Source organism: Bradyrhizobium sp. CSA112, assembly GCF_029051645.1.
Lineage (GTDB): Bacteria > Pseudomonadota > Alphaproteobacteria > Rhizobiales > Xanthobacteraceae > Bradyrhizobium.
Genome location: NZ_JAACFS010000001.1, coordinates 934,807 through 958,985, shown reverse-complemented (window position 1 = coordinate 958,985; position 24,179 = coordinate 934,807). Strand labels below are relative to the sequence as shown.

Here is a 24,179-nt window from a genome sequence, read left to right as displayed (position 1 = left end):
ACGGCGGCTGTAAGCGGACCATCAATGTCATTGAAACGTCATCGGCGTATCACATGCTGTGGGCCGCATTCCCATAAAGTCAGCCCGCACCGCCAGAGATGGATCAAAGCCTTATGGAATTGGTACAAGCTGTTGAAATAAAAGAGAAAGAGCCAGTTGTTGAGGCTCTGCCGACGATTGCCGCGAGTCCGGAGCGCTTCATCAATCGGGAACTTTCCTGGCTGCATTTCAACCGCCGGGTGCTCGAGGAATCAGTCAATCCCGGCCATCCGGTGCTGGAACGGGTCCGGTTTCTGTCGATTTCCGCCAACAACCTTGATGAGTTCTTCATGGTCCGTGTCGCCGGCATCAAGGCGCAGGTCCGTGAAGGCATCGCCGAACGCAGCCCCGACGGCCTGACGCCGGCCGAGCAGCTCACTCTCATCAACAGGTCGGTTTCGGAACTCGCGTCCGACCAGCAGGCGATCTGGCGCGATCTACGCAATATCCTGTCCGACACCGGCATCATACTGGTCGACGGCCACGACTTCACCAAGGCGGAGCGCGGCTGGCTCGAGGATCATTTCCTCCGCAACATCTTCCCGCTGCTGACGCCGCTGGCTATCGATCCGGCGCACCCGTTCCCGTTCATTCCGAACCTCGGCTTCACCATCGCCCTGCAATTGTCGCGGACCTCCGACGGCAAGGCGATGAACGCGCTGATCCGCATGCCCGGCAAGATCGACCGGTTCATCCGCATGCCCACGGGCAAGGATGGTGCCGTGCACCTGATTCCGCTGGAACAGGCCACCGGCCTGTTCATCGGCCGCCTGTTCCCAGGCTACACTGTCAAGGGCCAGGGCGCCTTCCGCATCATCAGGGACTCCGAACTAGAAATCGAAGAAGAGGCCGAAGATCTGGTCCGCCTGTTCGAGACCGCGTTGAAGCGGCGGCGGCGAGGTTCGGTGATCCGGCTGGAGATGGAAGCCAAGATGCCGGAGGAGCTGCGCGCCTTCGTGCAGCAGGCGCTTTCGGCTGCCGATGACGAGGTGTTTCTGGTCGATGGCGTGCTGGCGATGAACGAACTCTCACAGCTCACGCGGCTCGACCGGCCCGATCTTGAATTCATGCCCTATGTTCCGCGCCATCCCGAGCGGGTGCGCGACCATGGTGGCGACATCTTCGCCGCGATCCGGCAAAAGGACCTCATCGTCCATCACCCCTACGAATCCTTCGACGTCGTCGTGCAGTTCCTGCAGCAGGCCGCGCGCGATCCCGACGTCGTCGCCATCAAGCAGACACTCTACCGCACTTCGAACAACTCGCCGATCGTGCGCGCGCTTGCCGAGGCTGCAGAGGCCGGCAAATCGGTGACGGCCCTGATCGAACTGAAGGCGCGGTTCGACGAAGAAGCCAATATCCGCTGGGCGCGCGACCTCGAACGCGCCGGCGTGCAGGTCGTGTATGGTTTTCTCGAACTGAAGACGCACGCCAAGCTGTCAATGGTGGTACGGCGCGAGGGCGGTAGCCTGACGACCTATGTGCATACCGGCACCGGCAATTATCATCCGGTCACCGCGCGCATCTATACTGACCTATCCTACTTCACGTCGGACCCGATCATCGGCCGCGATGCGGCACGGGTATTCAATTACATTACCGGCTATGCCGAGCCGAGCGACATCGAGCGGATGGCGGTGTCGCCGCTGACGCTGCGCAAGCGCATCATCGAACACATCAAGGGCGAGAGCAATCACAGCAGGCACGGCAAGCCCGGCGTGATCTGGATGAAGATGAACTCGCTGGTTGACCCCGATGTCATCGACGCGCTGTACGAGGCTTCGCAGGCCGGCGTGTCGATCGAGCTGGTGGTGCGCGGCATCTGCTGTCTGCGCCCGGGCATTCCAGGACTTTCGGAGAACATCCGTGTCAAATCCATTATCGGCCGCTTCCTGGAGCACGGCCGTGTCTACTGCTTTGGTATGGGTCAGGGCCTGCCCGGCCCGAAAGCGGCTGTGTATATCTCGTCCGCCGACATGATGCCGCGGAACCTCGACCGCCGCGTCGAAATTCTCTGTCCATTGCAAAATCCCACGGTACATCAGCAGGTTCTCGAACAGATCATGGTCGCGAATCTGAAGGATACCGAGCAGAGCTGGCAGTTGTTGCCGGATGGGTCGTCAACGCGTATGAAGGCCGCGAAAGGCGAAGAGCCATTCAATCTGCACAACTATTTCATGACGAATCCGAGTCTGTCAGGCCGTGGAAAGTCTCTCAAGGAATCTTCGCCGCGCCGCCTCACGCGCCGTAACGAACGTCAGCAATCGTCATAAGGAGTTGCGGCTGTGAAGCGGCCGCGTAAGCGCGCTTCCAGCGTCGCCGTCATCGACATCGGTTCGAACTCGGTTCGTCTCGTCGTCTATGAGACGATGGCGCGCAGCCTCGTCACTCTCTTCAACGAGAAGGCGCTGTGCGGGCTCGGCCGCGAGGTGCAGAGCACCGGCCTCTTGGCCGAGGACGCGGTTGCCAAGGCGCTGACCGCGCTGCGGCGATTCCGGGCGCTGTGCCGCATCCAGCAAGTGGGGCGCGTCTTCGCCATCGCCACCGCCGCATGCCGCGACGCCAAGAACGGTCCCGACTTTATCGCGAAGGCCGAGCGCATCTGCGGCGCGCGCATTCAAATCCTGTCGGGGCCGCGCGAGGCGAAGCTTTCCGCGCTCGGCGTCGTCTCCGGCATCCACAATCCCGACGGCATCGTCGGCGATCTCGGCGGCGGTTCGCTCGAACTGATCGACGTGCAGAAAAACCGAGTCCACAGCGGCGTCACCCTGCCGCTGGGAAGCCTGGCGCTGCAGGATCTCTCGGACAAATCGCTGAAGCGCGCCGAGCGCATCGTTCGCGACGATCTGTCCAACGTCGCCCAACTCAAGGCCGGCCATGGCCGCACCTTCTATGCGGTCGGCGGCACCTGGCGCGCGCTGGCGCGTATCCACATCGTCCAGAGCGGCTATCCACTGCGCGTGATGCACGGCTATTCGATACCTGCCGCCGACGCGCTCGATTTCGCCCGGCGCCTGCGCCGGCTGGCGGCCGCCAACATGCTCGCCGATATCGAGGTGGTCGCGGATGCCCGGCGTCCGCTCCTGACCTATGCGGCGCTGGTGCTCGAATACATCATCCGCGTCGGCCAGCCGAAGACGATCGTGTTCTCGACCTTTGGCGTACGCGAAGGCCTGCTCTACGAAATGCTGCCGCCGCAGGAGCGCACCAAGGACGGCTTCATCTGCGCCGCCCAAACCCTGAACGGGCTGCTGTCGCGGTCCGCGCGCCATGCCGAGGAATTGGTGGCATGGACCGACCGGCTGGTGCGAGTCGTGAGGCTGCGCGAGACCGCGGAAGACCGCCGACTGCGCCACGCCGCGTGCCTGCTTTCCGATATCGGCTGGCGCGTACATCCCGACCATCGCGGCGAGGAAACGCTGAGCCTGATCACCAACGGCAATTTCGGCTCGATCAGCCATCAGGGCCGCGCCTTTGTCGCGCTGTCGGTGTTCTACCGTTACGCCGGCCTGAGCGAAGAGAACGAACCGCCGACGCAGATTCGCGAACTGGTGCCGCCGGCGATGGACGAGCGCGCCCGCATTCTCGGCGCCGCCTTCCGCGTCGCGCATCTGATCTCGGCGGCGCGCACCGGCGTGTTGCCCGCGACGCATTTCCGCAGCGGCAGCCGCAAACTGATGCTGGTGTTCGAGCATCGCATGGTCGATCTCGTCGCCGACCGCGTCGGCAGCCGCTTCAAGCAACTGGCACGGCTGGTCGGCCGCGCCGGCTCGATCGTGCGGAAGTGAGGTTCGTCGTAGAAGTAGATCATATCGCGTGAGGCAACGCCCCGCCCTATAGCCCGCGCACGAATGCTTCGAGCGCCGCGTTGGTCTCCTTTGCCGCTTCCTGCTGCACCCAATGTCCGATCCCCGGGATGATAGTTGAGCCGCGAAAATCGGAGCAGGCGATTCCGGGTTCGGCGTAGAGGTCCACACCTGGAATGAAGGCGCGCACGGGATCGCGCTCGCCGGCGATGAAGAGCGATGGCGGCGTAATGCCGCGTCCGGTCAATTCAGCCAGGTCGGCGAAGTCGAGGGTCTGCGCGCGGTATCGGTTGAGTGGGCCGCGAAAGCCGCCGGCCCCGAAGGCATCGGCATAGACCGCCAGATCGCTCTCACTCATCCAGTCCGGAAAGGGCAGCGGATCAACGAGCCCGTCCAGCAGCCTAGCCTCCGGCGGTTTCGACTCCAGCCACTTGTTGTGGGGCGCCGCCCCGGACAGCGCGAAATACACCTTGCGCAGGGCACCCGCGACATCTGCCTCCAGTTCCGCTTCCGCGACGCCCTCTTGCTGGAAGTAGATCTGATAGAAAAAGCGCCCCTTGTAGATGGATCGGGCCAGTTCGATGAAAGGCGCGGGTCCGCGCGGACGGAATGGCACGCTCAGACCGGCCACCGCCCTGATTTTGTCGGGATGAAGCAGTGCCGTGTGCCACACGATGGGCGCGCCCCAGTCGTGGCCGAACAGAACGGCCGGGCCATCTCCCACATGATCGACCACGGCAACAACGTCCGAAGCGAGATGACGTAGCGTATAGGCCGAGATTTCTTTTGGCTTCGAGCTTCGCCCGTAGCCGCGCACGTCGAGCGCGGCCACCCGAAAGCCGCGTGCCGCGAAGTGCGCCATCTGATGCCGCCAGGAATACCAGAGCTCCGGGAATCCATGGACGCAGACGATCAGTGGGCCCGAGCCGCTGACCGCCACATTGAGTTCCGTCGCTCCATTTCGGACGGTGAAAAATTCCATCGCGGTTTCCCCCAGCACTGTCCCATCATATCAGCGACATCACGCGCGCCGCCAGCATCGGCTCTCGCAGCGCCGCCTGCGGCTTGAGTAGCTGGGAGACTTCCACAGTCAGCCGGTGCACCTCGGGATCCTGCGCGGCGAGCTTGGTCAAGGCCATGCCGTATTGCAGGCGCTGGGCTAGATCGGTCGGCCGAACACCGCGCGTGGCAGGGTAGACGAAATCGTTGACGGCAACACCCCACGGCGTCGCGATGGTGTCCTGGATGGCAGCGAAGAAGTCACGCGCCAGGCGCTCCATCGGGACATCTTCCGCCAACAACCGGTCCAGGATTACGGCTTCCTGTGCCGCCACGCTCATGCCCTGGCCGAAGATCGGATTAAAGCGGCAGATAGCATCGCCTGTCGCAAGCAGCCCCGCCGGGAAAGACTCAAGGCGCTCGAAATGCCGCCGTGTGCTGCAAGGCAACTGGTAGCGGACAATATCAGTCACTGGTCGGGCGTCCCTGACAGCGTCATAGATGGTCGAGGTACGCAGGCTCCTGACGAAATCCATGAAGTCCGCGCGGTCGCCCGGAGGCGCGTCGCCGTGATTGCCTCCGATGGAAAGCAGCCATCGCTGCTTCTCGATCGGAAACAGGAACGCCCCGCGGCTGCTGGCGGGTGCGGATGGCAGCATGATATTGCCCAGCCAGTCGGCATTGTGATCGAGCGGCCGCTCGACGATGGTGCTCGCGTAAGCCTGATCAATGCCGATCTCGGTTTCTTCGGGCTTCTGCAGCGAAAGCTCTTCAAGCAGCTTCAGCGTCAGGCCGCAGCGGCCGGAGGCTTCAACAACCAAGTCAGCCTCCACCGCCATAGCAGGTCCATCTTCGCTATCATAACGGACCGCCTCGATCCGCATTGCATCGCGCGACGGGACAAGGCTGATCGCGCGAGAGCGGACACAAATTTTGATGTTCGGGGTCTGCTGAACGCGTCGTCGCGTAACGGCTTCGAGCAGTGGGCGCGACATGCTGAAAATATCGAAGCCGAGATCGCGAATCGGGAAAGGATCGAACCCGGGACGCTCGAACCTTATATCCTTCCCGGTGCGGATCTTCACGGCGCCCGCCTCCGCCAGATCGCTCTCAAATCCCGGAAACAGAGTCTGCAGGGCCTTCAGCCCGCCCGCGAGCAGCATGTGGGCATGCTGGGCCTGCGGCGTGCCGCTTCGTGGCGCGGCCTCGGCGGGAAGCATATCCCGCTCGATGATCGTGACTTTCCCGAAATGCCTGGAGATCGCCTGAGCGGCCGTAAGGCCGGCCATGCCCGCACCAATGACCACGGCATGACTTCTCGCAAAATCTGGCACGTGTTCCTCCTGCGGAAGGGAGTAGCGGTATACCCGACACAGCGCCTCCGATTGCCCGGAGCTTATCCGATCTTTTTTGGCGCGATAGTGAAAGGCGTCACAAGTGCAAAGCTGAAGCTGCCAGTCTAGATCTAGCCCGGCCGAGCGCTGCCCTCGTACATGAACGTCATCGCCTTGGGTCCGGGCATATAGCCGGTCTCCACCCGATCAATCTTGAAGCCGGCACTTTCGATCATCGCGCCGATCGGTCGATTGAGATGACAACCGCCGCTGATGCGCTTCCAGGCAGGCGTCAGCCAGTCCTGCCATCGCCGTACATTCTTGTCCGGCGCCATGCCGTGCTCCACGAACAAGAGCTTGCCGCTCGGCCGAAGCACGCGATGCATTTCGGTGAGCGCCATGGCGGCATCTGGGATGCTGCATAAAGTCCAAGTGGTCACAACGGTGTCAACGCTGTGATCGTCGAGCGGAATGGCTTCTGCTGACGCTTCGACGAAGTTGACCTGCATGCCCGGATGCTGAGCGTGGCGAGCCATCACCGTGAGTTGAGGAGACGGCTCCAACGCCAGCAATTCGGTTACTCGTGGCCGATAGAATGGCAGGTTCCGGCCCGAACCGATCCCGATCTCGAGCACGCGGCCTTCGGCCGCGCCGATCACCCGCTCGCGATACGGCCGAAGTTGCTTGTTCCGCATCGCGAGATCGCAGAGCCTTGGCAGGATGATGTCACTATAAAAGGCCATCGATTTCACACCTGCGATTGCCGAGACCATAGTATGTGGAGGCGGCCGGCCGCCGATACCAGGCCTCTCAACACCGCGCTTCGATCGCCTTGCTGATCTCTTCCGGTGCGGCAAAAATCACGTCTGCCCGGTCACCCATCATGCCCGCGGGCACAAGCGCCGGTGCACCGCTTTGCGGACCATCCTTTCCGGAATCGGTTTTCAGGCGGAGATTGCGCTCCCAAAAGGCGCGGGTTTTGCCATCGGCCGTGGTCACCCGATAGGTGTCGCGACAGTAGGTGATCGTCTTCACCTGCATGTTCGATTCCAGGCTCTTCAAATTGGGAACGCGGCCGCCGCCCATCATTCCACCCATCATCCCGCCCATGCCTCCCATTTGCCCTTCAGCGTACCGCTCCGGCGCGGCTCCCGGTTTTGTTGCTTCCTTCAGAAAGGCGAGCAGGTCTGCGCGGTGCTGCGGCTCCTTGATGCCGTTAAACGGCATTTCATTGTCCGGCACCATGCGGTTGGGATCGGTCAGAAAGGCGTCCAGCGAGCGGTCGTCCCAGATGATGCCGGACGATTTGAGCGCATCGGAATAGCGTTCAAAGCTTGGCAACGATCCGGCCTTCCGCTCCCACAGACCGGCAAGGCTGGGCCCCGTCATGTTTAGGTCCGGCTCAAGCGAATGGCATGGCGCGCAGATCCGGAAATTCCGCTGGCCCCGCGCCGCATCGCCCGGCTCGGCAACAGCGGGAGACAACCATGCGACCGTCGAAAGCGCGATTACAAAGAGTCTGTTCATTGCCAACCTCCTCGTTTCCGCATCTGCTCCGAGAGATTCGCGCACGCCTCATCGGGCCGTCTCCAGAATCCGCTTCTTCAGCCGGCTGGACGGAGCCGTCGAAGGCGGAAGCCCTGCCGCGGAATCGTCGTCGGTCTTCAGCCCAAATCCCTTCACCAGGCCGAAGATCGCCGGAATCACAATCAGCGTCAGCAAGGTCGAGGAAATCATGCCGCCGATCATCGGCACCGCGATGCGCTGCATGATCTCCGAGCCGGTGCCGCTGCTCCACATGATCGGCAGCAGCCCGGCCATGATGGCTACCACCGTCATCATCTTCGGCCGCACCCGCTCCACGGCGCCCTCCATGATGGCGTCATAGAGATCGCGCTTCGTCAGCGGCCGCATCTCGGCGTCGCGGCGGGCCCTGATTTCGGCAAGCGCCTGGTTCAGGTAGATCAGCATCACCACGCCGGTCTCGGCGGCGACGCCAGCGAGCGCAATGAAGCCGACCGCGACCGCCACCGAAAGGTTGAAGCCGAGCCACCACATCAGCCAGAACCCACCGACCAGCGAGAACGGCAGGGACAGCATCACGATCATCGTCTCGGTGACGGATCGGAAGTTGAGATACAACAGGAGGAAGATGATGAGCAGCGTCGTGGGCACGACGATCTTCAGCCGCGCCGTGGCGCGCTCGAGGTATTCGTACTGGCCACTCCACATCACGTAGTAGCCAGGCGGGAACTGGATGCTGGCCTGCACCGCGCGCTGGGCGTCAGCTACGTAGCCGCCGAGATCGCGGTCGCGGATGTCGACGTAGATGTAGGTCGCCAACTGGCCGTTCTCGGTGCGAATCGAGGACGGCCCGCGCGCCGGCGCGACCTTTGCGACTTCGCCGAGCGGGACGGCGCCGCCGGCCGGCATCGGCACCAGCACGTCGCTTGCAATCGCCTTCGGATTGTCGCGCAAATCCCGGGGGTAGCGCATGTTGACGGAGAAGCGCTGGCGTCCCTCGACTGTCGTCGTGACCGTCTGCCCGCCAAGCGCAGTCGCAATGGTATCCTGGACGTCCTGGACCATGATACCGTAGCGCGCCATCGCTTCGCGGTCCGGCTCGATCTCCAGATAGTAACCGCCGATGCCGCGCTCAGCGTAAGCGGACGAGGTGCCCGGGACCGCCTTCAGGACCTGCTCGATCTGTTTCGCGAGCCTGTCGATCTCGACCAGGTCGGGGCCGATCACCTTGACTCCGACTGGGGTGCGGATGCCGGTCGACAGCATGTCGATGCGGGCCTTGATCGGCATGGTCCAGGCGTTGGAGACGCCAGGAAACTGCAATGCCTTATCCATCTCCGCGATCAGGCTGTCGATCGTTACGCCGGGCCGCCACTCCTGCTTCGGTTTGAGATTGACGATGGTCTCGTACATTTCCGACGGCGCCGGATCGGTTGCGGTCGCGGCGCGGCCTGCCTTGCCGTAGACGGACTCGACTTCCAGAAAAGAACGGATGATCCGGTCCTGGGTCTGCATCAGTTCAGCGGACTTGGTGACAGAGATGCCCGGCAATGTCGTCGGCATGTAGAGCAGCGTGCCCTCGTTCAGGTTCGGCATGAACTCGGTGCCGAGCTGGCGCGCCGGCCAGATGCTCACGGCCATAATCGCGAGTGCGAGCAGGACGACCAGCGTCTTGGCGCGCAAGACACCCTTGATGACGGGCCGATAGATCCAGATCAGGAAGCGGTTGATCGGATTCTTGTGCTCGGGAACGATTTTGCCGCGGATGAAAATCACCATCAGCGCCGGCACCAGCGTCACCGAAAGCAGCGCGGCGGCGGCCATGGCGAAGGTCTTTGTGAAGGCGAGCGGGCTGAACAGACGCCCCTCCTGCGCCTCCAGCGTGAAGATCGGCATGAACGACACGGTGATGATCAGCAGGCTGAAGAACAGTGCCGGCCCGACCTGGGCGGCGGCCTCGATCAGAATGACCACCCGGGATTTTCCGGGCTCCGCCCGTTCGAGGTGTTTGTGGGCATTCTCGATCATGACAATCGCGGCATCCACCATGGCGCCGATTGCAATCGCGATGCCGCCGAGGCTCATGATGTTGGAGCCGATGTTGAGCAGCTTCATCGCGCCGAACGCCATCAAGATTCCGACCGGCAGCATCAGAATCGCAACCAGCGCACTGCGGAAGTGCAGCAGAAACACGATACAGACCAGCGCGACGACAACGCTCTCCTCGAACAAGGTGTGCTTGAGCGTGTCGATGGCGGCGTAGATCAGATTCGAGCGGTCGTAAACCGGCACGATCTCGACCGATTTTGGAAGGCTGGTGGCGATTTCCGCAAAGCGCTTCTTGACGTTCTCGATCACATCGAGCGCGTTGACGCCGAAACGCTGCAGCACGATGCCGCTCGCGACCTCGCCCTCCCCGTTCAGTTCGGTGATGCCGCGCCGCTCATCGGGTCCGAGCTCCACCCGTGCCACGTCGCGCAGCAGGATAGGCGTTCCATTGCTGACCTTCAGGACGACGTTGCCGAGGTCGTTGATCCCCCTTAGGTATCCCTTGCCGCGGATGACGTACTCGAATTCGGACAGCTCGACGGTGCGGCCGCCGACGTCGGCGTTGCTGGCGCGGATCGCCTCGCGCATCTTCTGCATGGTGATGCCGCGGTCGCGCATGCGCTGCGGATCGAGGATCACATTGTACTGCTTGACGAAGCCGCCGACGCTCGCCACTTCCGCCACACCTTCGGCCTTGGCGAGCGCAAACTTCAGATTCCAGTCCTGGATCGTGCGGGTGTCGGAAAGGTTCAGCTCCTTCGACATGATGGCGTATTGGTAGACCCAGCCGACGCCGGTCGCGTCGGGACCGATGGTCGGCGTCACGCCGGCGGGAATGCGTGAGGTCGCTGCGTTCAGGAATTCGAGCACCCGCGAGCGCGCCCAATAGATGTCGGTACCGTCCTCGAAGATGACGTAGACGAACGAAACGCCGAAGAACGAGAAGCCGCGAACCACTTTCGACTTCGGTACCGTCAGCATCGCCGTCGTCAGCGGATAGGTGACCTGATCCTCGATGACCTGCGGCGCCTGACCCGGATACTCCGTGTAGACGATCACCTGCGTGTCAGAGAGGTCGGGGATGGCGTCGAGCGGCAGATGGATGAGTGCATAAAGGCCGGCCGCGGCAGCGAAGCCGGTGCCGAACAGCACCAGCAGCAGGTTACGGGCCGACCAGGCGATCAGGCGGGCGATCATTGCTGCGCTCCCTCGGCAAAGCCCTTGAGAGCCGCCTTCAGGTTACTCTCCGCATCGATCAGAAAATTGGCGGCAACGACAACGGGCTCGCCGTCTTTCAGTCCGCTGCGGATTTCGATTAGCCCACCTCCCCGGCGGCCGATCTTGACGTCGCGAGGCTCGAACCGGCCCTCGCCCTTGTCGACCAGAACCATCTGGCGAGAGCCCGTATCGAGCACCGAGCTGTCAGGAACCGTCAAAACGGATTCCGAACCGCCGATCTCGATGTCGGCGTCGACGTACATGTCAGGCAGCAACGCCAGGTCCGGATTGGTGAGTTCGACTCGCACGCGGGCTGTCCGCGTCTCGCGATTGACCTGGGGATAGACGACCGCGATTTTTCCGGAGAAGTCCCGCGTAGGGAAGCTGCGCGCCCGAACGGTCACGGGCTGCCCGACCGCAAGCGAGCCGAGGTCGCGCTCGGCCACGTCGATCATCGCCCAGACAAGCGAGGTGTCGGCGACGCGGAAGAGCACGTCGCCTGGTTGGGCTCGCATGCCCTGGACTGCGTTGCGTTCCAGCACGATGCCGTCGCGCGGGGCCGACCACTCGACCGTCACAGGAACGACCCGCGTCCGTTCGATCGCGGTGATCACCGCGTCGGGTACGTCGAGATTCATCAACCGCTGCCGCGAGCCGCGCCCGTAGGAGGGCTCGCCCGCCGTGGTCCTGGACGTCAATGTCGTCACATATTCGGCGGCTGCACTGGAAACTGCGGGACTGTAGATCTCCATCAAAGGCTGCCCCTTCTTGACGAAAGTGCCGGTCGTAACGTCGGCGACCGATTGCAGGTAGGTTTCCGCACGCATCGCGATGACGGAGACCCGGCGCTCGTCGAGCTGGATCGCGCCCGGCGCCCGCACCACAGTCCGGATCGGACGGAGGGCCGCCGGCTCTGATTTGACCCCGGTGCGCTGGATCTTTCCGGGCGAGACCTTGACCGATCCGTCGTCGCTGTCCTCGCCGTCATGGACGGGGATGTAGTCCATCCCCATCGAATCCTTTTTGGGCGTCGGCGAAACATCCGGCAGGCCCATCGGATTGCGGTAATATTTGACCTTGCGATCAGCGGACGGCGCAGCCGCCGCGCTTTCCTCTGGCGGATCGTTAAAGTTGATGTCGGCGTGGCGAGGGACGGCGCGGTAGTCACGGCCATCAGGCGTCTTTTTCGGCGTCAGCGAATAGAATGGCTTGCCGTCGGGGTCCTGATAATAGATTGCAGCGGAAGCCGGTTCGGCCTGTGCCACGACGTGGGTGTGCTTGGTCTCTCCACTCGACAGGATGAATGGACGCGCGACAATTCCGGCCACCGCCGCCGCCCCGATGGCGGCAGTCACGATGGCGATCAGGACTGACCGTTTCATTTGTCGGCCTGAATGATGAGCTTGTTTTCGATCGTTCCGGTTTCACCCTGCACCTTGGCGCCGAGCGACAATTGCCACCGGCCGGCCATGCTGAAATTTGCCTTGAACCGGTAGGTGCCCGGCTCCGATGCTGGCAGCGGGGTGAGTTTGGTCGCCATCTCCTGCATGCCATCAGGCGCCATATCGAGGCGCGTGGCGAAGATGACCGCGTCCGGAACAGACTTGCCCGTGGTCTTGTCGATGAGCTGCACGGCGATGGTTTTGTCGGGGCCGGTCTTGACGGTCGGTTCGACAAGTTTGAATTCGTAATTCTTGATATCCGCGAACGCGACGGTTGGGCCGCACGTCAGGGCAGCGCCGATCAGCGCGAGCCGCAGGCTGCGCGAAAACTGACTGAACTTCATAGTGATAACCTCGATCCCTGGTCAGCTGCGATGGCAGCATGGAGCGGACGCCACGAAGCGCCGCGCGATTTTGGCGTTACGCCAAAAGGTCCAGGGATCGGGGGGGTCTAGGAGGGGGTGAATAGCCGAGGCTTTCCACCTCGGGATCGCTGCCGGGACGCAGCATTCGCAGAATGACCGGCTGGAACTCGGCAACGCCGGCCGGCAGCGGCGCCTGCACCGTCGTCGACACGCAGAGCGCCATCAACGGGCAATCGGCACAATCCATCGGCGCGGATTTCTCCGGGCAGCACGGCATGTCGTCGGACATGGAGGCTGCGTCGCCGGCCATGAAGGTTAGCGCCATCGATGCCGACGGATTCGCATTCGCGCGCTGGGCAAGCGGGGCGAACACGAGGCCTGCGATCAAAAAGACCGCCAGCAGCCGGCAAAGGTGGATCGAGCGTTTCACGGGTAATAGTTTCGCATAATCCGCCCCATGATGGGAAGCCAAGTTCCATCACGAAACCGCGGGTTTCGTTAACATAATTCGGGCGCACCAAGTTTGCGTTAAATCAATCGGGTCTTGATCCAGGACGCGGCATTTGTTGCGGAGGGCCAGAACATTTTTGCTGGCTGCGGCTTGAAATAGCGGCCGCCGCGTTTGCGGCCAGCCTTCAAGCAAGGAGCCCGCCATGCACGCCCGCGAAATGATTGGCACCCACCCGGCCGTCCAGGGGCAGATCAATGACGCCCTGATCCGCTGCATCGAGGAATGCTATTCCTGCGCACAGACCTGCACCTCCTGTGCCGACGCCTGCCTGTCCGAGCGCATGGTGCAGGAGCTGACCCAGTGTATCCGCCTGGACCTGGATTGCGCCGACATCTGCAACATCACCGGCCGCATCATGACCCGCCGGACAGGTTTCGATGACGAAGTGATGCGCCGCATGCTCAGCGTATGCGCTGCCGCCTGCCGGCTTTGCGCGGAGGAATGCCAGAGGCACGCCGCCATGCATGAACATTGCCGCATCTGCGCGGAAAGCTGCCGCCGCTGCATGGAGGCCTGTCAGGAGGTATCACGCAGCATGGCGCATTAGCGCACGCGGCGGGTGCGAGCTAGCCCTCGCGCCGAAACACGCTGAACTGGAAGTTCTGCCGGGAATCCCAGGGCGTTGCGTGCTCGTGCCGCTGCGTGTGGACCAGCTTGAACGTGGCGCCGAGCGTGCGTCCGAGGCTTGCACTGTCGTAGCGCGCGACCGGCAGGCCGCTGCACTTTTCAGGGCCGTCGGGCGCGAAGGTGGCGATGATGGCGTGCCCGCCGATTTTCAGGGCCCGCTCGAGACGGGCGATATAGGCGGCGCGATCGCTTGCCTCCGTAAGAAAATGGAATGCCGCCCGGTCATGCCAGATGTCGTAAGCCCGGCCCGGCTCCCAGGTGGTGGCGTCCGCGACAATCCAGCTAACCCGTTCGGCGTCGGCACCAAGGCGGCTTTTGGCGGCAGCCAGCGCCGCGCCCGACAGATCGAGCACGGTGACATCCTCAAACCCCTGCTCGATGAGATTGTCGACCAGCCGCGAAGCGCCGCCGCCGATGTCGATGATCGCCGGCGTTCGGGTGGCGCCCGCCTGCACGATCAATTCGAGCGAAGGCGCCGGGCTTTGCTGAAACCAGCTAACCTCGTTCTCGCCCTTCGTCGTGTAGACGTTCTCCCAATGGGCCTGACGGCCGGCATCTTCCATGAGCCTCTCCTCCCGGTCTGTACATGGTCATGCCGCCCGTCTTCGACAACGAGCCGACGATCATGTCCCGGCGTTAGCGCCTGCGTGCTGCTTCACGGGTGGCCGCGGGACTAGATGATGCATAACCAGCGGGATATAGTAACTGGAACCGGTGGTTCCGCTGATGAAACCCTCGGTGCCTTTCTTTTCCTGCTTGACTAACCCATACCTCCGCGGTTATGCGTCAATCAATAACCAACTGGTTATGGATTCAGATGCCGAACGCCCACGACGTACTCTTCAGAACACTCGCCGATCCGACCCGTCGGGCGATCTTCGAGCGCCTGTGCCGCGAAGGCGAGCAGACGGTCGGAGCCTTGACCGCGCGGGCCGGGATCTCGCAACCGGCCGTCTCAAAGCACCTTGGCGTTCTGAAGCAGGCCGGGCTGGTGCGCGACCGTCACGAAGGCCGACAGACGCACTATAGCGCCCAGCTCGGCGCCCTGGCCCCGCTGATCGACTGGACGAGCCAAATGCACGGCTTCTGGCAGAATCGGTTCGATCACCTCGAATATCTGCTCAAACGGATGGACCAATGACCAACACAGCAACTGAAACACGCACTGTCGTCGTCGAACGCGAGATGCCTCATCCGCCGGAAAAGCTTTGGCGCGCGCTCACGCAACCACACCTGATGGAGGAATGGCTGATGAAGAACGACTTCAAGCCTGTCGTGGGTCACCATTTCAATCTTCGTGGCGACTGGGGCGGCGTGCTGGACTGCGAGGTGCTCGCCATCGAGCCGAACAAGGAGCTGTCCTACACCTGGAATTTCAAGCATGAGGATGCGGCCTTCAATCTGCAGAGCGTGGTGACGTTTACGCTCATTCCAACGCGCACGGGGACCCTCCTGCGCATGGAGCAGTCGGGCTTCCGGCCGGATCAGAAGCAGGCCTATGGCGGCGCGCACGCCGGATGGCAGCAATTCTTCGCGAAGCTGGAAGAGCTCGTGGCGCGGACGGACTGAAATCCGCCGCGTTACGCTCCGGCTCGTCTACAAAGTCTGCAAAAGAGGAACTGGAACATGTGGATTCGGCAGATTCACCGCTGGCTGTCGATCGCCTTTACGTCGACCGTCGTCGCCAATTTCATTGCCATGGGACTGGGGGAGCCTTCCCCGTGGGTGGTATATTCCCCATTGCCGCCGCTCTTTTTACTGATGTTCACCGGCCTCTACATGTTCGTGCTGCCCTACGCCGCCAAATGGCGCAGCGGCTGACGTACCGGCGACAGGAGCGAACACAATGGCGCAAACGACGTCGAGAAGCCCGGCGAATGCCGCAAAGAAGGCCGCTGCCAAGCGGCCCGCAGCAACAAAGCCGACCCTCCTCTCAGGCGGCAATCCTCAGATCGCGAAGGGATATGGTGACGCTCCCGTGCAGGCCTACATCGCGGCCATGCCGGGCTGGAAACGCGACATCGGACGCCACCTCGATGCGCTCATCGTGCGCACCGTCCCCGGCGTGTACAAGGCCGTCAAATGGAACACGCCCTTCTATGGCTTCGAGGGTCAGGGCTGGTTCCTCGGCTTTCATTGCTTCACGAAGTACGTCAAAGTGACGTTCTTCCGCGGTACATCGCTGCACCCTATTCCGCCTGGCGAGTCCAAGCACAAGGAAGTGCGCTACCTCGACATTTACGAGGACGTTCCGCTCGACGAAGCCCAATTCGTCGCCTGGGTGCAGCAAGCCAGCCAGTTGCCCGGCGAACGATTGTGAGCGAAATGACAACAGCCACGAAGAAAGCGACGACAAGCATGAAGAAGAGCGGCGCAAAGGAAGCAAAAGGAGCGAGCTCTCCCTCTCAGCACATCGATGCGAGAATCAAGGAATTGGGCGATTGGCGCGGCGAGATGCTCGCGCGCATCCGAAGCATCATCAAGCAGGCCGACCCTGAAGTGGTCGAGGAATGGAAGTGGCGCGGCGTTCCGGTGTGGGAGCACGACGGAATCATCTGCACCGGCGAGACCTACAAGGCTGTCGTGAAGATGACCTTCGCCAGGGGCGCCGCGCTGGACGATCCAACAGACCTCTTCAACTCCAGCCTCGAAGGCAACACCAGGCGCGCCATCGATTTCCATCAGGGCGACAAGATCGATGAGAAGGCGTTGAAGGCGCTCATTCGCGAGGCCGTGGCACTGAATACGTCGAAGCGAGCGGCCCGCGCCCAGAAGAGACCGAAGAGCGCCTGACGAGACGTGCCGCGGCGATTCTGCTTTGGCGCGCTGGTTCGAAACGCGCGACCGTAGCAATCGGCTGACCAATTTTTGGGCAGACCGCACGCATCGGCACTGCCCGGATGTTTTTTCTACCCAATGGTTCCGTCTTTTTGCATAATGGTATTGCAAATGCGAAGCGGCTCGACGAGGGCGACAGTTTGGACCAGCGGCTGTTCCGTTCCCGAAGCAGGACTGCACCCAATCCACGCGGCCTGTCCCGATCTGCAGCAAGCCAATCAAGTCCCGATGCTGCCGCTGAGATGGCGCGCATCTTGGACGAGCCACCGGTACTGGTGCCTGAGGTTTTGCATGGTGATACGCGCCTGACACGGAAGTGGGCGCATGGCGGCCTGCAAGAGGATTACATGCGCGGCGTGACTGGATACGTCGCCGTCGGCTGCTACGAAGGACAGCACGAGATATCCTGGCGGATCGAGAACAAGCGCCTCGTTTCCAGAACCAACCCGAAAGCCTTCACTCTCATTCCGAAAGGCGTTGACGGCCACTGGAACATTGCCGGCCCCGTAGTCGTTTCGCACGTCTACCTCACTCAGGAACGCCTCCAGGCCTGCGCCGACGAGATTGCAAGTGGAAGACGTATCGAGATTCTTCCGCGCGTGGCTTTCGCCGATCCGGCGGCGGCGGGGCTGCTTGAAATTCTCAGTCACGAGGCGGAGCGGGATAGCGCATCGTCCCGTCTTTTCGTGGAGCAGGCGATCGACCTGCTCTGCGCGCGGCTGATCCGTGAGCATTCATCATTTGACAGCTTGCATGCTCAGGTCAGAAAGGGCGGTCTTGCTGATTGGCAGGTACGGCGTGTCACGACGTTCATGCGCGAGAACCTCGAACACCATATCGGGCTCAATGAACTCGCCACCCTTGTCGGCCTGAGCCGCTTCCACTTCTGCACGGCCTTTCGGAACTCGACCGGCCAGACCCCGCATGCCTGGTTGACCGCACAACGTATGCGGCGCGCCCGCGAGCTTCTCGCCCATACAAGCTTGAGCGTCACAGACGTCGCACTTGCAGTTGGTTACGAGACGCCATCAGCCTTCACGGCGGCTTTCCGAGCGATAGTCGGAGTGACCCCATCGGCGTTCCGACGCGCTCTGTAAGTGCGCGGGCAGAATTCATCGCAACACCGCGATAGTCGCCGCAATATCCGAACGGTACACCCTGTGGGTTCATGCTTAGTTCGCGGTGCTCATCTGAGACGATGGCTCGGCTGCGCTTGATGCTCCGCTGCGCAGCGCAATCCGGCGGCTTCCGAGCGTCGAAGAGGAATTATGGCGCCATCTTGTCGCAGTCAGCGAGCGATCATCTCAATAGGCAAGCGAGAGACGACCATGAAAAACGACGAGCCGTTCACCGACGGTGCTGTTGAGACCGAAGAAAGGCGTGGCGGATTATCGCGCCGTTCGATCCTGCTTACGATCGGGGGAGTGGCCACTCTCGCGGCAGCACCGGAAGCTGCCGCGCAACCCATATCTGAACGGCCTCTCGCCGCATCCACCGGACCGGTCCGCCTGGTCGTCAACGGCAGGCAGCATGAGCTTGACCTGGACCCCCGCCGCTCACTGCTCGATGTGCTGCGCGAGACACTCGATCTCACCGGCACGAAGAAGGGGTGCAATCAAGGCGCCTGCGGCGCTTGCACCGTGCTTCTCAACGGCAGGCGGATCGTCTCCTGTCTGACGCTGGCTGCGATGCATGAGGGGGCTGAGATCAAGACGATCGAGGGCCTTGAAACAAATGGCGAGCTTCATCCGCTCCAGACTGCATTCGTCGAGCACGATGGTTTGCAGTGCGGCTTCTGCACCCCGGGACAGATCATATCTGGAATAGGCTGCATCGCGGAAGGCCACGCGGGTACGCTGGATGAAATCAGCTTCTGGATGAGCGGCAATATCTGCCGTTGCGGGGCCTATCCGGGGATCGTCGCCGCGGTCGCCGACGCTGCCAAGAGGGCCTGACCATGCTTCCATTCACGCTCGAGAAGGTGACCTCCGTCCAGGACGCTATCGCCGCTGCATCGTCCGGCCGGCGTTTCATCGCCGGCGGCACGACGTTGATCGACCTCATGCGGGAGGAAGTGGAGCAGCCGGACCACCTCATCGACATCAACATGCTCCCGCTTTCCGAAATCCGTATCGATGGCTCCGATCTCGTTATCGGCGCGCTCGCCCGCATGGCCGATGTCGCCGCCCATCCCGACGTGCAACGCCTGCACCCGCTCATCGCGGAAAGCCTGATCGAGGGCGCCTCACCGCAATTGCGCAACATGGCCTCCATCGGCGGCAATCTGCTCCAGCGCGTGCGCTGCCCCTATTTCCGGATGCACGATGCGCCCTGCAATAAGCGCACCCCGAACTCCGGTTGCGCCGCGATCGATGGTCTCAATGCCGGCCACGCCATTCTCGGCACCAGCAATCATTGTATCGCAACGCATCCATCGGACCTCGCCGTCGTGCTGGTCGCCCTCGACGCCACGATGCTGGTGAGGGGGCCGCGGGGCGAGCGCTCCTTTCCAGTCGAGGAACTGTTTCGTTTGCCGGGCGATACGCCGCATCTCGAACACACACTGCTGCCTGGCGAACTCATCCTCGCGGTGCGGGTCCCTGGTGGCTTCTACAGCCGGCGGGCGCGCTATCTGAAGGTGCGCGACCGCGCCTCCTATGAGTTCGCGCTCGTATCCGCTGCCGCCGCGCTCGACGTTGGAGACGGCGTTATCCGTCAGGTGCGGCTTGCTGTCGGCGGTGTCGGCACTCGACCTTGGCGCCTCCGCACCGTGGAGGAGGCGCTGATCGGAAAGGCGCCGGATCGCAAAATTTTCGAAACAGCCGCCCGGTTGGCACTCGAAGGCGCCCGGCCCTTGTCGGGCAATCACTACAAGCTCGAACTCCTGCCCCGGACGATCGTCCGCGCCCTTGAAATGACGGGAGAAGCCGCATGACGGTGAACGTGATCGGGAAGCCGCTGCCGCGCGTGGATGGTCGCGCCAAGATCACGGGCGTCGCGCGCTATGCGGCCGACTTCAACCAGCCGCGCCAAGTCCATGCGGTGATCGTCAGTGCCACGGTGGGTCTCGGCCGCGTGACCGGCATCGACACCGCGCAGGTTGAGAAGATGCCCGGCGTTGTCGCGGTCATCACGCATCGCAACGCGCCGCGCCTGCCCTACGCACCTCACAAGAGCTACATCGATCCGGCAACAGGCGAGCGGCTGCATGTGCTGCAGGACGACCAAGTCCGCTTCTACGGGCAACCGGTAGCGATGGTCGTCGCCGATACGCCCGACCAGGCAGAGCGCGCGGCTGTGGCGCTACGTATTTCCTACACGGCCGAGCGGCCGATCGTTGATCCTGCCGACCCAAAAGCCCGGCCTGTCGTTCCGGAAGCCGGGAAGCAGCCTGATGCGAGGCTGCCGGCCGACACCGCGCGCGGCGCTGCCGACAGCGCTCTCGCGGATGCGCCGATGAGGGTCGACGAGATCTACGAAATCGCGCGCGAGAACCACAATCCAATGGAGCCGCACGCCACCGTCGCGGCCTGGAATGGCGATCGGCTGACACTTTGGAGCAAGAGCCAGTTCGTCATCAATGAACAGGCCGAGATCGCGGCTATCTTCGGCCTGCCACCCGAGAACATACAGGTGATCTGTCCGTTTATCGGCGGCGCGTTCGGCACGTCGCTCAGGACTTGGCCGCATGTGACGCTTGCAGCGATGGCGGCGCGACAAGTCGGACGTCCCGTCAAGCTCGTTCTCACGCGCAAGCAGATGTTCTTCACGACGGGCCATCGGCCCCGCACCTTGCAGCGGATGGCTCTCGGCGCCACGGCGGACGGCAAGCTCACCAGCATTGTTCACGAAGGAACCGGCGAAACGAGCCGCCACGAAGAGTTCATGGAGGCCCTGACCTCGGTCACGACCTTCCTGTATTCCTGCCCCAACGTGCGAACCCGCTACAGGCTGCAGCCGCTCGATACCGGCACGCCGAATCATATGCGCGGCCCTGGCGAGGCAAGCGGCGTCTTTGCGCTCGAATGTGCCATCGATGAGTTGTCCTACAAGCTCGGTATCGATCCCATAGATCTGCGGCGCCGCAACGAGCCGACGATCGATGAAGGCGAGAACAAGCCCTTCTCCAGCCGATCCCTCATGAAATGCCATGACCTCGCCGCCGAACGTTTCGGGTGGTCACGGCGAACACCCGAACCGCGTTCGATGCGCGATGGCCGGCAGCTGGTCGGCATGGGTATGGCATCGGCGAGCTATCCGGCCTTCCATGCGCCGGCGAATGCGCGGGCGCGGCTGCTTGCGGACGGCACTGCTGAAGTTGAAGTCGCGGCAAGCGACATGGGTCCCGGCACCTATACGTCGATGACGCAGGTTGCCGCTGAAACTCTGGGACTGCCCGTTGAACGGGTGCGCTTCAGCCTTGGCCGCTCTGACTATCCGCCCGCGCCATCCCATGGTGGCTCATGGACGATGGCCTCGGTCGGCTCCGCGATCCGTGCCGCCTGTATTGCCGTGCAAGAGGAAGCCGCAAAGCGCCCCCGGGAGGGCCGACCCATCGAGGCTACTGCTTCTTCTCAGCGCGATCCTGATGTCGCGGCCCGTTTTTCCATGCACTCCTTCGGAGCCGTCTTTGTGGAGGTGGCCGTCGATCCGGACGTCGGCACAATCCGGGTGCGCCGTGCCGTGGGCGCCTATGGCATCGGCCGCGTCGTTAATCCGCGACTCGCGAGGAGCCAATGCACTGGCGGCATGATCGGCGGTATGGGCATGGCCCTGATGGAACGCACTGTCCTTGATACGCGGGACGGTCGCCCGGTCAATGCGCATATGGCCGATTACCTTATGCCCGTGAATCTCGACATTCCCCCGCTCGAAGCGCACTTCGTCGAGGAGATGGATCCACACGTCAATGCCCTTGGCGTTAAAGGGATTGGCGAGATCGCGCTCGTCGGCATGGCGCCGGCCATCGCCAATGCCGTCTTTCACGCGACAGGCAAGCGCGTGCGCACTCTGCCGATCCGGATTGAAGATGTGCTGACTGCTTAGCTCCCGCCGCCCCCTCCGCCTCTTGCTGTTGGCCCCTCAGGAAGGAAGGCCGGACGGTCGCAATCTCGCCGCCTGGATCGCATGCCAGATGCGCGAGGGCGTTGCGGGCATGTCGAGATGCCGCACGCCGAGCGGCGTCAGCGCGTTCATCACGGCGTTCATGATGGTGGCGGGTGCTGCGATGGCGCCGGCCTGACCGCTTCCCTTGACGCCGAGCCGGTTGGCGCGGCTTGGGAAGTCAGCCGTCAGGCTGCCCTCGAACGCGGGAAGATCATCTGCGCGCGGCAGCGCATAATCCATCAGCGAGCCTGAGAGGATCTGGCCTGTCTGCGCATCGAACAGCGCCTGCTCGAACAACGCCTGGCCGATGCCTTGCGCGACGCCGCCATGGACCTGCCCCAGCGTCAGGCGAGGATCGAGCAGGCGGCCGTAGTCGTCTGATATGACGTAGCGGTCGAGCCTCACCTCGCCGGTCTCAGGGTCGATCTCGACCTCGGCGACGTGGCAGCCGTTGGGAAAGGTGTAGCGGTCGCACAAATGGGTCGCCTTGTGCGCAAGGCCGGGCACAACATCGTCGCCGGGCGTCTGGTGGGAGGCGCGCGCCACCTCCTCGAGGCTGATCTCCTGCCCGGTCGCGGCCACCCGCAACATACCGGCTTCATAGCTGACGGCATCGACGCTGGCCTGCAGCAGGCGCGCGGCAAGCCGCCGCGCATTCTCGATCACCCCTTCCGCCGCCATCAGCAGTGCGGTGCCGCCCTGGTGCATGGAGCGCGCCCCGCCATGGCCGCCGCCGGAGTCGAGATCGTCGGTGTCGCCCTGCCGAAACCGGAAGCGCGCGAGCGGCAAGCCAAGCGCATCGGCCGCGATCTGGGCGAACGTAGTCTCGTGGCCCTGACCGCTGGAATGCGTGCCGACCTTCAGATCGATCAGGCCGTCCTCACTGAACTTCACCTCAGCCACTTCATTGGGCTGGCCGCGCGCTGTTTCGAGAAAGCAGGCAAGCCCAAGGCCACGCAGCCTGCCTCGCGCGCGCGAACTTTTCTGGCGCGCCTTGAATCCTTCCGCGGCAGCGACCGCGTGATCGATCGCATGCGAAAAGCTGCCCTGCTCGACCGAGAGTCCCATCGCGCTCTGGTGCGGAAAACGGCGAAAGATGTTCTTGCGCCGCAGCTTCAGCGCATCCATTCCGAGTTCGGCAGCGGCGATATCGATGCAGCGCTCGATCAGATAATTCGCTTCCGGCTTGCCGGCGCCGCGATAGGCGTCGATCGGCGTGGTGTTGGTGAACACACCTTTCGTCTCGAACGCGATCAGCGGGATATTGTAGACGCCGCCCATCGCGCTCCCCATCGCCATCGTCGGCACAGCCGGCGCCACCGTCGAGACATAGGCGCCCAGATTGGCGAAAACTTTCGTGTCGAGCGCCAGGAAGCGGCCATCGCGATCGAGCGCCAGGCGGGCCCGCACCAGACTGTCGCGACCATGCGCAGAGCCGGTGAAATCCTCGCTGCGATCCCCGATCCACTTGACCGGGCGGCCGAGCCGGCGCGCCGCCCACAGCACCAGCACCCATTCCGGATAGAGAACGTTCTTCATCCCGAAGCCGCCGCCGACGTCGGGAATGCTGACGCGAAGCTTTTCGCGGGCCACGCGGAAAACGGAGTCGGCGAGCAGGTCGCGGATCATGTGCGCGCCGGCGGCCGAGGCGGTCAGGTGCAGGCGGCCGCTCGAGGCGTCGAACTCGCCGAGCGCACCACGTGTTTCCAGCGGCGCAGCGACGACGCGGTTGTTGACGAGCTCGCATTCCACGACGTGTGCGGCGTCGCGGATCGCCGCTTCCACCGGGCCGATCTCGCCACGGTTGAACTGGAACGCAATGTTGCCCTTCGCCTCCGGCCAGATCGAGGGGGCGTCCGGCAGAGTTGCATCTGCGATCGAAACGAGCGGCGGCAGCGGCTCATAGTCGGCGACGATGGCCTCGGCGGCATCGCGCGCGGCTTCGGCGCTTTCGGCGAGCACGAATGCGACCGGCTCGCCGACATAACGAACGACGTCGCGCGCCAATGCGTGATAGGCCGGCACCACGAGCGGCGTAGTCATCGGGATACTGGTCACCGCGCACGGCAGCGGGCCAATATTGTCGGATGCCAGTTCGGTTCCCGTGAGCACAGCGGCGACGCCGGGCATCTTGCGCGCCACGTCGACGCTGATCGCGGCGATCCGCGCATGCGCATGCGGCGAGCGAACGACGACGCCATGAAGCGCGTTGGACGCCACGAGATCTGCGATGTAGCGCCCGTGTCCCCGCACGAAGCGCTCGTCTTCGAGGCGATCGATGCTGCGCCCCAATAGCGGCTCGGTCATGTGAAGCTGTATGG

At 63.1% G+C, this 24,179-nt stretch carries 22 protein-coding genes; 12 read left to right on the top strand and 10 right to left on the bottom strand.

All coding sequences use genetic code 11. The features are described from left to right. Nucleotides 1–113: 113 nt before the first annotated feature. Nucleotides 114–2,312, top strand: a complete 2,199-nt coding sequence (locus GWE18_RS04760; RefSeq protein WP_275184612.1) for an RNA degradosome polyphosphate kinase — start codon at nucleotides 114–116, stop codon at nucleotides 2,310–2,312. 12 nt (nucleotides 2,313–2,324) lie between these two features. Then, nucleotides 2,325–3,827 (top strand): exopolyphosphatase, encoded by a 1,503-nt coding sequence (ppx, locus tag GWE18_RS04755; RefSeq protein WP_275184611.1) that lies wholly within the window; start codon nucleotides 2,325–2,327, stop codon nucleotides 3,825–3,827. Nucleotides 3,828–3,873: 46 nt separating this feature from the next. Here ppx and GWE18_RS04750 read toward each other — a convergent pair whose 3' ends face one another. The 8 genes from GWE18_RS04750 to GWE18_RS04715 form a co-directional block, all read right to left on the bottom strand. Next, entirely contained in the window at nucleotides 3,874–4,827 is a 954-nt protein-coding gene (locus GWE18_RS04750) for an alpha/beta hydrolase (RefSeq protein ID WP_275184610.1), read from the bottom strand. 25 nt (nucleotides 4,828–4,852) lie between these two features. Next, on the bottom strand, nucleotides 4,853–6,178 hold the full coding sequence (locus GWE18_RS04745; protein WP_275184609.1) for an FAD-dependent monooxygenase: 1,326 nt from the start codon (nucleotides 6,176–6,178) through the stop codon (nucleotides 4,853–4,855). Nucleotides 6,179–6,309: 131 nt separating this feature from the next. Then, nucleotides 6,310–6,921, bottom strand: coding sequence for a class I SAM-dependent methyltransferase (locus GWE18_RS04740; protein WP_275184608.1), 612 nt, complete (start codon nucleotides 6,919–6,921; stop codon nucleotides 6,310–6,312). Between the two features lie 67 nt (nucleotides 6,922–6,988). Beyond that, a complete protein-coding gene (locus tag GWE18_RS04735; RefSeq protein WP_275184607.1) occupies nucleotides 6,989–7,705 on the bottom strand; it encodes a c-type cytochrome in 717 nt (238 codons plus the stop codon). A gap of 48 nt (nucleotides 7,706–7,753) precedes the next feature. Beyond that, nucleotides 7,754–10,948, bottom strand: coding sequence for an efflux RND transporter permease subunit (locus GWE18_RS04730; protein ID WP_275184606.1), 3,195 nt, complete (start codon nucleotides 10,946–10,948; stop codon nucleotides 7,754–7,756). Then, complete coding sequence (locus tag GWE18_RS04725) at nucleotides 10,945–12,351, bottom strand: efflux RND transporter periplasmic adaptor subunit (RefSeq protein WP_275184605.1); 1,407 nt, start codon at nucleotides 12,349–12,351, stop codon at nucleotides 10,945–10,947. The genes GWE18_RS04730 and GWE18_RS04725 overlap by 4 nt, the downstream gene beginning before the upstream one ends. Further along, on the bottom strand, nucleotides 12,348–12,755 hold the full coding sequence (locus tag GWE18_RS04720) for a FixH family protein (RefSeq protein WP_275184604.1): 408 nt from the start codon (nucleotides 12,753–12,755) through the stop codon (nucleotides 12,348–12,350). Before GWE18_RS04720 ends, GWE18_RS04725 begins: the two co-directional genes overlap by 4 nt. Nucleotides 12,756–12,831: 76 nt before the next feature. After that, nucleotides 12,832–13,206 (bottom strand): hypothetical protein, encoded by a 375-nt coding sequence (locus GWE18_RS04715; protein WP_275184602.1) that lies wholly within the window; start codon nucleotides 13,204–13,206, stop codon nucleotides 12,832–12,834. 223 nt (nucleotides 13,207–13,429) lie between these two features. Between GWE18_RS04715 and GWE18_RS04710 the strand changes: the two genes are divergently transcribed. After that, complete coding sequence (locus GWE18_RS04710; protein WP_275184601.1) at nucleotides 13,430–13,834, top strand: four-helix bundle copper-binding protein; 405 nt, start codon at nucleotides 13,430–13,432, stop codon at nucleotides 13,832–13,834. Between the two features lie 19 nt (nucleotides 13,835–13,853). Here GWE18_RS04710 and GWE18_RS04705 read toward each other — a convergent pair whose 3' ends face one another. Continuing rightward, nucleotides 13,854–14,477 carry a class I SAM-dependent methyltransferase gene (locus GWE18_RS04705; protein WP_275184600.1) on the bottom strand — a complete coding sequence of 208 codons (624 nt, stop codon included), beginning with the start codon at nucleotides 14,475–14,477 and terminating at the stop codon, nucleotides 13,854–13,856. A 254-nt stretch (nucleotides 14,478–14,731) separates the two neighbouring features. On the opposite strand from GWE18_RS04705, the gene GWE18_RS04700 reads away from it, so the two are divergent. From GWE18_RS04700 to GWE18_RS04660, 9 genes are all read left to right on the top strand, one after another. Further along, nucleotides 14,732–15,055, top strand: a complete 324-nt coding sequence (locus GWE18_RS04700) for a metalloregulator ArsR/SmtB family transcription factor (RefSeq protein ID WP_275184599.1) — start codon at nucleotides 14,732–14,734, stop codon at nucleotides 15,053–15,055. Beyond that, nucleotides 15,052–15,483, top strand: a complete 432-nt coding sequence (locus tag GWE18_RS04695) for an SRPBCC domain-containing protein (protein WP_275184598.1) — start codon at nucleotides 15,052–15,054, stop codon at nucleotides 15,481–15,483. Before GWE18_RS04700 ends, GWE18_RS04695 begins: the two co-directional genes overlap by 4 nt. Nucleotides 15,484–15,540: 57 nt before the next feature. After that, nucleotides 15,541–15,735 (top strand): hypothetical protein, encoded by a 195-nt coding sequence (locus tag GWE18_RS04690; protein ID WP_275184597.1) that lies wholly within the window; start codon nucleotides 15,541–15,543, stop codon nucleotides 15,733–15,735. A 25-nt stretch (nucleotides 15,736–15,760) separates the two neighbouring features. After that, nucleotides 15,761–16,234 carry a DUF1801 domain-containing protein gene (locus tag GWE18_RS04685; protein WP_275184596.1) on the top strand — a complete coding sequence of 158 codons (474 nt, stop codon included), beginning with the start codon at nucleotides 15,761–15,763 and terminating at the stop codon, nucleotides 16,232–16,234. Between the two features lie 5 nt (nucleotides 16,235–16,239). Further along, complete coding sequence (locus GWE18_RS04680) at nucleotides 16,240–16,707, top strand: DUF1801 domain-containing protein (RefSeq protein WP_275184595.1); 468 nt, start codon at nucleotides 16,240–16,242, stop codon at nucleotides 16,705–16,707. A 107-nt stretch (nucleotides 16,708–16,814) separates the two neighbouring features. Further along, complete coding sequence (locus tag GWE18_RS04675) at nucleotides 16,815–17,849, top strand: AraC family transcriptional regulator (RefSeq protein WP_275184594.1); 1,035 nt, start codon at nucleotides 16,815–16,817, stop codon at nucleotides 17,847–17,849. Between the two features lie 231 nt (nucleotides 17,850–18,080). After that, the gene (locus GWE18_RS04670) at nucleotides 18,081–18,707 is read left to right on the top strand and encodes a (2Fe-2S)-binding protein (RefSeq protein WP_275184593.1); all 627 of its coding nucleotides are present in this window, start codon (nucleotides 18,081–18,083) and stop codon (nucleotides 18,705–18,707) included. A 2-nt stretch (nucleotides 18,708–18,709) separates the two neighbouring features. Then, nucleotides 18,710–19,687, top strand: coding sequence for a xanthine dehydrogenase family protein subunit M (locus GWE18_RS04665; RefSeq protein WP_275184592.1), 978 nt, complete (start codon nucleotides 18,710–18,712; stop codon nucleotides 19,685–19,687). Then, nucleotides 19,684–21,798, top strand: a complete 2,115-nt coding sequence (locus GWE18_RS04660) for a xanthine dehydrogenase family protein molybdopterin-binding subunit (RefSeq protein ID WP_275184591.1) — start codon at nucleotides 19,684–19,686, stop codon at nucleotides 21,796–21,798. The genes GWE18_RS04665 and GWE18_RS04660 overlap by 4 nt, the downstream gene beginning before the upstream one ends. A gap of 36 nt (nucleotides 21,799–21,834) precedes the next feature. Here the strand turns inward: GWE18_RS04660 and GWE18_RS04655 are convergent, their stop codons facing one another. After that, entirely contained in the window at nucleotides 21,835–24,165 is a 2,331-nt protein-coding gene (locus GWE18_RS04655; RefSeq protein ID WP_275184589.1) for a xanthine dehydrogenase family protein molybdopterin-binding subunit, read from the bottom strand. Between the last annotated feature and the right edge of the window lie 14 nt (nucleotides 24,166–24,179).

Bases quoted from the DNA above. Each gene is read 5' to 3' on its own strand.
- GWE18_RS04690 (WP_275184597.1), top strand. From the start codon at position 15,541: ATGTGGATTCGGCAGATTCACCGCTGGCTGTCGATCGCCTTTACGTCG.
- GWE18_RS04675 (WP_275184594.1), top strand. From the start codon at position 16,815: ATGTTTTTTCTACCCAATGGTTCCGTCTTTTTGCATAATGGTATTGCA.
- GWE18_RS04740 (WP_275184608.1), bottom strand. From the start codon at position 6,921: ATGGCCTTTTATAGTGACATCATCCTGCCAAGGCTCTGCGATCTCGCG.
- GWE18_RS04685 (WP_275184596.1), top strand. From the start codon at position 15,761: ATGGCGCAAACGACGTCGAGAAGCCCGGCGAATGCCGCAAAGAAGGCC.
- GWE18_RS04665 (WP_275184592.1), top strand. From the start codon at position 18,710: ATGCTTCCATTCACGCTCGAGAAGGTGACCTCCGTCCAGGACGCTATC.
- GWE18_RS04720 (WP_275184604.1), bottom strand. From the start codon at position 12,755: ATGAAGTTCAGTCAGTTTTCGCGCAGCCTGCGGCTCGCGCTGATCGGC.
- GWE18_RS04670 (WP_275184593.1), top strand. From the start codon at position 18,081: ATGAAAAACGACGAGCCGTTCACCGACGGTGCTGTTGAGACCGAAGAA.
- GWE18_RS04760 (WP_275184612.1), top strand. From the start codon at position 114: ATGGAATTGGTACAAGCTGTTGAAATAAAAGAGAAAGAGCCAGTTGTT.
- GWE18_RS04730 (WP_275184606.1), bottom strand. From the start codon at position 10,948: ATGATCGCCCGCCTGATCGCCTGGTCGGCCCGTAACCTGCTGCTGGTG.
- GWE18_RS04700 (WP_275184599.1), top strand. From the start codon at position 14,732: ATGCCGAACGCCCACGACGTACTCTTCAGAACACTCGCCGATCCGACC.
- GWE18_RS04725 (WP_275184605.1), bottom strand. From the start codon at position 12,351: ATGAAACGGTCAGTCCTGATCGCCATCGTGACTGCCGCCATCGGGGCG.
- GWE18_RS04750 (WP_275184610.1), bottom strand. From the start codon at position 4,827: ATGGAATTTTTCACCGTCCGAAATGGAGCGACGGAACTCAATGTGGCG.
- GWE18_RS04710 (WP_275184601.1), top strand. From the start codon at position 13,430: ATGCACGCCCGCGAAATGATTGGCACCCACCCGGCCGTCCAGGGGCAG.
- GWE18_RS04680 (WP_275184595.1), top strand. From the start codon at position 16,240: ATGACAACAGCCACGAAGAAAGCGACGACAAGCATGAAGAAGAGCGGC.
- GWE18_RS04655 (WP_275184589.1), bottom strand. From the start codon at position 24,165: ATGACCGAGCCGCTATTGGGGCGCAGCATCGATCGCCTCGAAGACGAG.
- GWE18_RS04695 (WP_275184598.1), top strand. From the start codon at position 15,052: ATGACCAACACAGCAACTGAAACACGCACTGTCGTCGTCGAACGCGAG.
- GWE18_RS04735 (WP_275184607.1), bottom strand. From the start codon at position 7,705: ATGAACAGACTCTTTGTAATCGCGCTTTCGACGGTCGCATGGTTGTCT.
- GWE18_RS04705 (WP_275184600.1), bottom strand. From the start codon at position 14,477: ATGGAAGATGCCGGCCGTCAGGCCCATTGGGAGAACGTCTACACGACG.
- GWE18_RS04660 (WP_275184591.1), top strand. From the start codon at position 19,684: ATGACGGTGAACGTGATCGGGAAGCCGCTGCCGCGCGTGGATGGTCGC.